The 6949-nt window shown below is 60.4% G+C and carries 8 protein-coding genes and 1 pseudogene; 7 read left to right on the plus strand and 2 right to left on the minus strand.

From position 1 onward, the window contains the following. A pseudogene (locus tag MKK82_RS09480) lies at positions 1-534 on the minus strand (helix-turn-helix domain-containing protein); the annotation flags it as partial. Positions 535-840: 306 nt separating this feature from the next. On the opposite strand from MKK82_RS09480, the gene MKK82_RS09485 reads away from it, so the two are divergent. The 7 genes from MKK82_RS09485 to MKK82_RS09515 all read left to right on the plus strand — a co-directional run bounded on the left by MKK82_RS09485 (position 841) and on the right by MKK82_RS09515 (position 6259). Beyond that, the gene (locus tag MKK82_RS09485) at positions 841-1044 is read left to right on the plus strand and encodes a hypothetical protein (RefSeq protein WP_243985449.1); all 204 of its coding nucleotides are present in this window, start codon (positions 841-843) and stop codon (positions 1042-1044) included. Positions 1045-1310: 266 nt separating this feature from the next. Next, positions 1311-2402, plus strand: coding sequence for a TadE/TadG family type IV pilus assembly protein (locus MKK82_RS09490; RefSeq protein ID WP_243985450.1), 1092 nt, complete (start codon positions 1311-1313; stop codon positions 2400-2402). A gap of 62 nt (positions 2403-2464) precedes the next feature. Then, entirely contained in the window at positions 2465-3055 is a 591-nt protein-coding gene (locus MKK82_RS09495) for a TadE/TadG family type IV pilus assembly protein (RefSeq protein ID WP_243985459.1), read from the plus strand. A 15-nt stretch (positions 3056-3070) separates the two neighbouring features. Then, entirely contained in the window at positions 3071-3703 is a 633-nt protein-coding gene (locus MKK82_RS09500) for a TadE/TadG family type IV pilus assembly protein (protein WP_243985451.1), read from the plus strand. A gap of 356 nt (positions 3704-4059) precedes the next feature. Continuing rightward, positions 4060-5481 carry a TadE/TadG family type IV pilus assembly protein gene (locus MKK82_RS09505; RefSeq protein WP_243985453.1) on the plus strand — a complete coding sequence of 474 codons (1422 nt, stop codon included), beginning with the start codon at positions 4060-4062 and terminating at the stop codon, positions 5479-5481. Positions 5482-5809: 328 nt separating this feature from the next. Next, positions 5810-6031: a hypothetical protein gene (locus MKK82_RS09510; RefSeq protein WP_243985455.1), complete on the plus strand. Its 222-nt coding sequence runs from the start codon at positions 5810-5812 to the stop codon at positions 6029-6031. Between the two features lie 63 nt (positions 6032-6094). Next, on the plus strand, positions 6095-6259 hold the full coding sequence (locus MKK82_RS09515) for a hypothetical protein (RefSeq protein WP_243985457.1): 165 nt from the start codon (positions 6095-6097) through the stop codon (positions 6257-6259). 398 nt (positions 6260-6657) lie between these two features. Here the strand turns inward: MKK82_RS09515 and MKK82_RS09520 are convergent. After that, positions 6658-6949, minus strand: a 292-nt coding sequence (locus MKK82_RS09520) for a hypothetical protein (protein ID WP_243985458.1), incomplete at its 5' end; no start/stop codon positions are given.

Raw genomic sequence — 6949 nt, forward strand, 5'->3', positions numbered from 1 at the left:
GCGCTCCTCGACGGTCAGCAGGCCGAGCTGGCGCGCCTCGCGGATCGCGTTCTTGACCGTCGAGCGGCACACCCCTGCGACTGCGGCCATGTTCTCGATCGACAGCCGGCAGTCCTTCCGGCGCGTAGTCTCGGCAGCCACTAGGGCCAGCACAGCCTGCTCGGCCAGCGTGAACCGGGCCGCTAGCCCCGGTGGAAGCCGCCCCGAGGCGGCCCAGCGGCGACGGCGCTCCATCGAAGCATCCGTGCGCGGGCGCGAGCCGACGGCCCTCCTGGGCGATCCTGCGCGATCTGAGATGTTCTTGATCGAAGGGGACACTTGAGACGCGAACGTTGCTTGGCCGTTCGCCCTCTGTCCGCACTTAGGTCCGTTTTCGGCTGATCGCCGGCCCTCGATGAGAACGGACAGCGCCTCGGCCTCGGCCTCCGTGACCTTCCCTTCCCCATAGGCGCGCCAGAGCGCAGCCGTAACGGCAGGCAGCGCGGCGCGCGGGGCCGCCTCCACCTGTCGGCGGATCTCCTCGGCATAGTTCATCGAACCCGGTCCCTCACGGGCCGCGGCTAGGGTCCAGGCAAAGCCTTCCCGTTGACGGAAACGAGTTCCGTCTTGACACCCCTGGGGGTCTCATGGCTTGTGAGGGGAGATGAGTCCGGCCTCACAGGCCTTCGGTTTTCAGCAGCCTCTTCCTTGCCGGGAAGGGGCTGTTGGCTTTTCAGGGTCTATCTCGCGGCAATCTCTCCTGAACGGTGGCTGCGACTCGCCAAGGCGGATGCAGCCGGAACGGTCCATGTCGGCCGGGTGGCACGGTTAAGTCAACGTTGCAGGGCGATTAGCCCGTCCATGGCTGCTGACCCTCGAACCGTCGCCGATCTGCGCAAAGCTGGCATCCTCAGCAGCCAGAGCATGGTCGCGGCAATCGATGCCTACATGTACAACCTCACAGCCGGGCCCTACCGCTATGCCAGCGGCAACAGCCCTGATGTCCCTGCGATCGTCGCCTCGGCGATCAGCCCCAAGGAAATTGCGAGCTGGCTCAGGCCGTAGGAGAGGACATTTTAGGTCGCGGCCGCGTCTGACGTTGCGAGTGTCCATCCAATCCCCACGAAGTCCATTCTTGTTCGACATGAAAATTTAGATCCGCAGATAGACTCTTAAATATATTTTAACCAAAAATTAGACATCCACCCATCAATTTGCCCCTATAGAGACGGTGATCAATCCTACAATACTGTATTAATTTTAATCTCACATATGTAAGTGCGTGCCACGGATACTCATCAAGGGTTACCGGCAGGCCTGGGGGTTAAGGTATGCGCGAGAACGTGACGCGCCGCCTGCGATCGCTCGCTGCGAGCGAGAGCGGGAACGTCGTGCTGATCTTTGGCCTCAGTTTGCCGCTGCTCATCGGAGCAAGCGGTCTTGTGATTGACTATGGCAATGCCGTGCGCATCCGCGCCGTCGAGTCGAGCGTCGCCGATGCCACCGCGTTGCTGGTTGCAAACGCCGACACGGTCGCGGCTGCGACCGAAGGTCTGCGCCTCGCTAGCGCTCAGCTCACTTCCCGTCTCGGCTCGGCCAGTACGACTAATGGCTTCCAGGTCAACGGCAAATGGATCGATGGCTCCAACTATCGAGTGACGATCTCCACGACATTGAAGACAAGCCTTCTGCACCTTCTGCCCGGCATGCCCAGGCAGATCATCGTCGGCACGGCAACAACCGTCAACCGCGTCGCGCCTGTCTATCAGACCACTCCGCCAGCCGTGAGCCAGCTTTCGCCAGAGGCCGCCGACTACAATCGCATCTACATGTATTGCTACTCATCTGATCCGAAGCGGCAGGCAGAGGCCGACAAAGGGCGACGTGGCATGGTCGCTGTGGCCGACAATGGCACCCCGTCGACCGATTATTCTAAAAATACAATGCCAGTCTGCGGCGCCAACGAAGCGCCGAGCTATATGCTACGCAACGTCCGAAATGCGCGCGACAACAAATCTGCTTGGGACGACTCAAAACAAGAAATCTATCAGTATTACACCGATACCACTATCGACACGGGCCTGCGCGTTCAGTCAATGAGCATGAAGGGTTACCGCGTCTACTCGAATGGCAGCCTCACTTCGCTCGACATGAACGCTAATCCTATCCTCGAAACGATTGTCTGCGATAATCTTAGCCAGTGCAAAAACAAGTCGGACGGCGGCATCCTGCCCAATAGTCATACGACGCACAATCCTGCCACGGCAACAACCAGCTGCAGTGATGGCAAGTACATGTATTATGGTTGGGAGGATCGCCCTCCCAATGCGGGCAGCGATAAAGACTACGATGATATTCGCGTTATCGTTTCGTGTCCGTCACTCATAAAAGTGTCCGATAAGAAGCTCCGGATTGTCGAGTAGGTTGCCGCATGCCGCTTGCTCTCGCCTCACGCATGCCGTTCACTTCGCTCGACTCACACCACTTGATCTTTGGTCGCGCAGCTGTCGTCCGTCGCCTCGTACACGCGCGAGGAGGGGCGACCGCTGTTGAATTTGCCCTAGTAGCCCTACCGTTCCTAAGCCTTCTGGCGGCAATTCTGCAGATTGTTCTGATGGTGTGGACGGCACGCAACCTCGACGACGCACTTCAGAGAGCCGGTCGGACGATCTACACAGGTCAGTTTCAAAAGGTGAACTCCGGTCAGACGGACGCTAGTGTATTGCTGGCCAAGATGAAGACCGCCATGTGCGGCGCTAGTTCGGCTCCTATTGCTACCGTATTCGACTGCAATACGTTGAAGCTTGATGTTGCGCTAAGCAATTCGTTCGCCAGTGGCGCTGTGCCGACGCCACTCGACTCGAAGACCGGCGACTGGGCCAAGGGCTTCGGCACGAACTACGCCTGCGCACAGCCAGGAGCGATCGTGGTCGTGACCGCAGCGGTCAAATTTCGCGTCGTGTTCAGTTTCCTCTACGCGGGCTGGCCTGGTTTCAGCGACGGGGCACGACTACTCCAATCCACGGCCGTGTTCCGGACCGAGCCCTACGACACCTCGTCAAGCCCGGGCTGCTGAGCGAGGAAAGGAGTCATGCACGCGATCATCCGTCGCCATCGCACCGTCTCACGCTTCCGGGATGATGCGCGCGGCGTCGCGGCGATCGAGTTTGCGCTGATCCTACCCGTGATGCTGGCTCTTCTGTTCGGCGTGACGGAGTTTGGACGCGCGATCGACCACTATCGCAGGGTTACGCTCCTCGCGCGCGCGGTGGCGGATCTCACGTCCCAGGGTGACGGGCAGGCCACGATGCTGGCGGCCACGATGACCGACATCCTGGCCTCTGCCAAACTCGTGCTCACGCCCTTTCCAAGTAGCGGAGCCACGATCGTCGTCAGCGCACTCGGCGTCACGGCCGACGGTGTTGGTCAGCTACCGCGAGTGTGCTCGAGCTATGCCACGAGCAACGGTACCGCACGGGCGGTCGGGACGGCATCCGACTTGAAGGTACCGGAGGGCTTCCAGCTGGCTGGGATGCGCTACGTGCTGGCCGAAGTGAGCGTCCCTTACCCGGCACTGTTCGGCAGCAACGTGATGCGGTTTGTGAGCGGCGCCAACAACCAGTTCACGTTTAGGTCGAGCGTGCCGTGGCCAGTTCGAGGCGGCCAGACCGTCAAATCCACCTACAACGAAGTGGTTCTACCGAACGGTAAGGCATGCTCATAACCGTTTTTCCGACCTGCTGATCGATTAGGGTCGCGCCCTACGATGTGTTCCAAGCCAAATGTTAGAGTACTTCAGTAGAATTGCCACAAGCTAGAATATCAACGTGGTATCAGATTATTTTTCTTTAGTAGCGATGCTGACAAATGTTCTAAGCGATTTGATATGAAAATAATCTTTTCAAATCGGCAAAACTCGACTGCAATGTCAGTGATCTTTGTGCGTGAGCTATCTCTTAATAGCTATAACAGCTACCTACCTACGCAACACATTCCTTCAATATGACGTTAATTCGAAGCAGTCATTGTCACTGATATTCGGTTAAGCGGCCAAAAATGCAAATACGGGCTATTCCTGCAATGATCCTATTAGCCAAGGGGGACCCAAAAGCGTTCAAAGCACAGGATTGCTGGGCAAGTTTCTGGACGGAGCGTCGTGGCGGTGTTGCGCTCATATTTGGCCTGAGCACCACGGTGCTGCTTGGCCTCGTCGGCGGCGGCATCGACTATGCCCGCCTCTCGTATCGCCGCAGCCAGCTTCAGAGCGCCGTCGACGTCGGGACGCTCGCTGGCGGCAACACCCTCAAGTTCGCCTCGTCGACCGTCGAGTCGGTCAAAGGGGTGACCGAGCAGTCTGTTCGGGACAACGCCCGTCCTGTGCCTGATCGACCGTTCACGCTCACCGTCACCGTATCGACGGACAAGACCAGCGTGTCGGCCCGCGCCGAGGAGACGGTGAAGCTCGCTTTCGGTGCTTTCATCGGTCTGCGCGCGCAGACCGTTGTGGCGCAGGCGCGGGCCAACGTCGTCGGACGGATGCGGCTATGCATGCTTACCCTCGACCCAGCTGCACCTGGCGCCTTCAACCTGCAGAAGAGGGCTGAGGTCACTGCTGACGGGTGCTCGCTCTACTCGAACTCGTCCAATCCGAGGGGCATGATCGGCGGCGACAGCGCTATGGCTAAGGCTCAGACCATCTGCTCTGCAGGCGGTTACAGCGGACCACGGGCCAACTTCGCGCCACCGCCTCAGACCAGCTGCCCGTCTCTCGGCGACCCGCTCAAGGAGCGTACACTGCCGATACCAGGCGGTTGCATACAGATCCCGAAGTCGGCCAACAGCAAGGGTGACACCAGCAAAAACCTGATCGATCAGAGCGTCACCCTCGACCCCGGCACCTACTGTGGCGGCCTGCACATCACGAAGAAGGCCAACGTCACCCTCCGGTCCGGCATCTACGTCATTAAGGATGGGCCGCTCGTCGTCGATCAGAAAGGCTCACTGTCGGGCACGGACGTCGGCCTGTTCTTCACGGGCGACCAAGCCGGCCTGCTGTTCGATAAGCAGTCCACGATCAGCCTGGCAGCGCCAACCACGGGGATCATGGCGGGCTTGCTGATCGCTGAGGAACGAACGGTTGGGAACCCTGTGGACCCGACCGCAGCGGTCATCGGCTTCGTGGGCGGTTTGCTCGCTCCACTGTCACCGGCGCCTCCACCGACGCCGCAGCCCCTTGGCCAGACACGGCCCCTGCGGACCTACCGCATCATCAGCGACAACGCGCGCACCATGCTGGGAACGATCTATCTGCCTGCCGGCCGGCTCGTGATCGATGCGGACAAGCCCGTGGCTGATCAGTCGGCCTACACGGTGATCGTCGCAGCACAGCTCAATCTGTACGAAGGACCAAACCTCTACCTCAACGCGAACTATGAGGGGACGAGCGTGCCAGTGCCCAAAGGCGTCGGTCCGCTGCCCGGCAAGCTCCTAATCACGCAGTGATGCCTTCAAAGAAGGCAGTCGAGTGTTTAGTAGGATGCACGGTCGAAAGACGCGTTTCTGGCAGCAGTTCGATGACGGTTCACCACCCATAGCAGCCTCTGCATCACGCTCGCTCTATTAGGTCGAGCAGCGCCACGCCGGCCACCGCAATGACGCTGCCGCGGCCCCCCAGGGCAAGATTTTCGCAGCGAGCGTAAGCTAGCCATCAATTATCACGTATTCTTGAGCGAGGACCAAAACAGCGTTCCCTGGTTTCGCATCCCTCGAATGTAGGAAGCGTCTCCATTCGCTGCGCGATAGCCTTCTTCTCGGGGGCTTCGAGAAGGGAATGCTGATGCGCTTCTTCTTAGTATCCGTCCTGCTGATCAACATGGTCGGCGAGTCACGAGCCGACGACCTAGCGGACCTGCCGGAACTAGCCTGCGCGTTGGCTTCGACGCCGTTGGAGCGCCAGCAGATCGGCTGCCCAGGCTATACCTCGCTGACCACTGTACAGCCGGCCGAAGACGCGGTCCGGTTTGAGCAATCGGATGATGCCGCAATCGACTGATCAGCTCACCCTTTAGGCACAGCTACTCGGCGAATTTATGCCCGTTGCAGAGGAGCAAATCGCATGTCCGATGAAGGCCCTCCCCTCTTATTCGTTGCCGTATGGGGCGCGTTTGCCCTGCTGATGCTGGCTGGTCAGATACAGATGATCGCTCGCGGATCTGACATCGCCATGTCTTATCAAATCGATGAGAACAGCGGCCCAATCGCAACGGCCGCTTTAGACTGACGTTCGGATTTACGGCGCCTGAGGTCAGCATCGCGCCCACCTTCCACGCTCGTCTCTTAGTGCCCCCTCACCGCCGATGGGCGAGCGTGGATACTCAGATTGGCCGACGTCGCGATGACGTTTGCAGCGTCGCCCGAACCTTCGCGGCCTCTGGTGGCTCTGGTAGCCCAAGAAGGTCAGCGATGGCCTCGTGAGTGTCGAGCCAGCGTCGGGCGGTGATAACCAGATCAAGGCTGCACCGTCGAAGCCGTAGCGCTCAACGCGGCGGTGGGCAGCCTCCAACCGGCGGTTTAGCCAGCGGACGCGGGCCAGCAGGATCAAAAACCGGGCTGTGTCAGGCCAGGACAGGCGCTGCGCGGCTGTGGCGGTCTCGGTGCGGCTCGGAAGTGCGGTTGGCATCAGGCGCGCTCCAGCAGGTCGACGAGGAACGACCCAGCCGCCGAGACGATGTTCCCGCGACCGCGCCAGGGCAAGATTGCAGCCACCGGCAACGGCTCGGACTGCGGTTCCGGCATGGTCTCGGCCGTCACCTCCGGCAGAACGGTCTCGGGCGCCTCGGCCTCGCCGTCCCGGTCGCTGCCTCGCATGTAGACGACCTGCGAGTCGGCGGTGTTCTCGGGCGCCGCCAGGGACGGCTCGGCGTCCCCGCCATCCTCCAGGTCCGCATCACCATCCATGTGGTCCAGAACC

Source organism: Methylobacterium sp. E-046 (assembly GCF_022829625.1).
GTDB classification, from domain to species: domain Bacteria; phylum Pseudomonadota; class Alphaproteobacteria; order Rhizobiales; family Beijerinckiaceae; genus Methylobacterium; species Methylobacterium longum.

What these genes read in the sequence shown, in the direction of transcription:
- MKK82_RS09510 (WP_243985455.1), top strand. Translation starts at nt 5,810, where the DNA reads ATGCTGATGCGCTTCTTCTTAGTATCCGTCCTGCTGATCAACATGGTC.
- MKK82_RS09485 (WP_243985449.1), top strand. Translation starts at nt 841, where the DNA reads ATGGCTGCTGACCCTCGAACCGTCGCCGATCTGCGCAAAGCTGGCATC.
- MKK82_RS09500 (WP_243985451.1), top strand. Translation starts at nt 3,071, where the DNA reads ATGCACGCGATCATCCGTCGCCATCGCACCGTCTCACGCTTCCGGGAT.
- MKK82_RS09505 (WP_243985453.1), top strand. Translation starts at nt 4,060, where the DNA reads ATGATCCTATTAGCCAAGGGGGACCCAAAAGCGTTCAAAGCACAGGAT.
- MKK82_RS09490 (WP_243985450.1), top strand. Translation starts at nt 1,311, where the DNA reads ATGCGCGAGAACGTGACGCGCCGCCTGCGATCGCTCGCTGCGAGCGAG.
- MKK82_RS09515 (WP_243985457.1), top strand. Translation starts at nt 6,095, where the DNA reads ATGTCCGATGAAGGCCCTCCCCTCTTATTCGTTGCCGTATGGGGCGCG.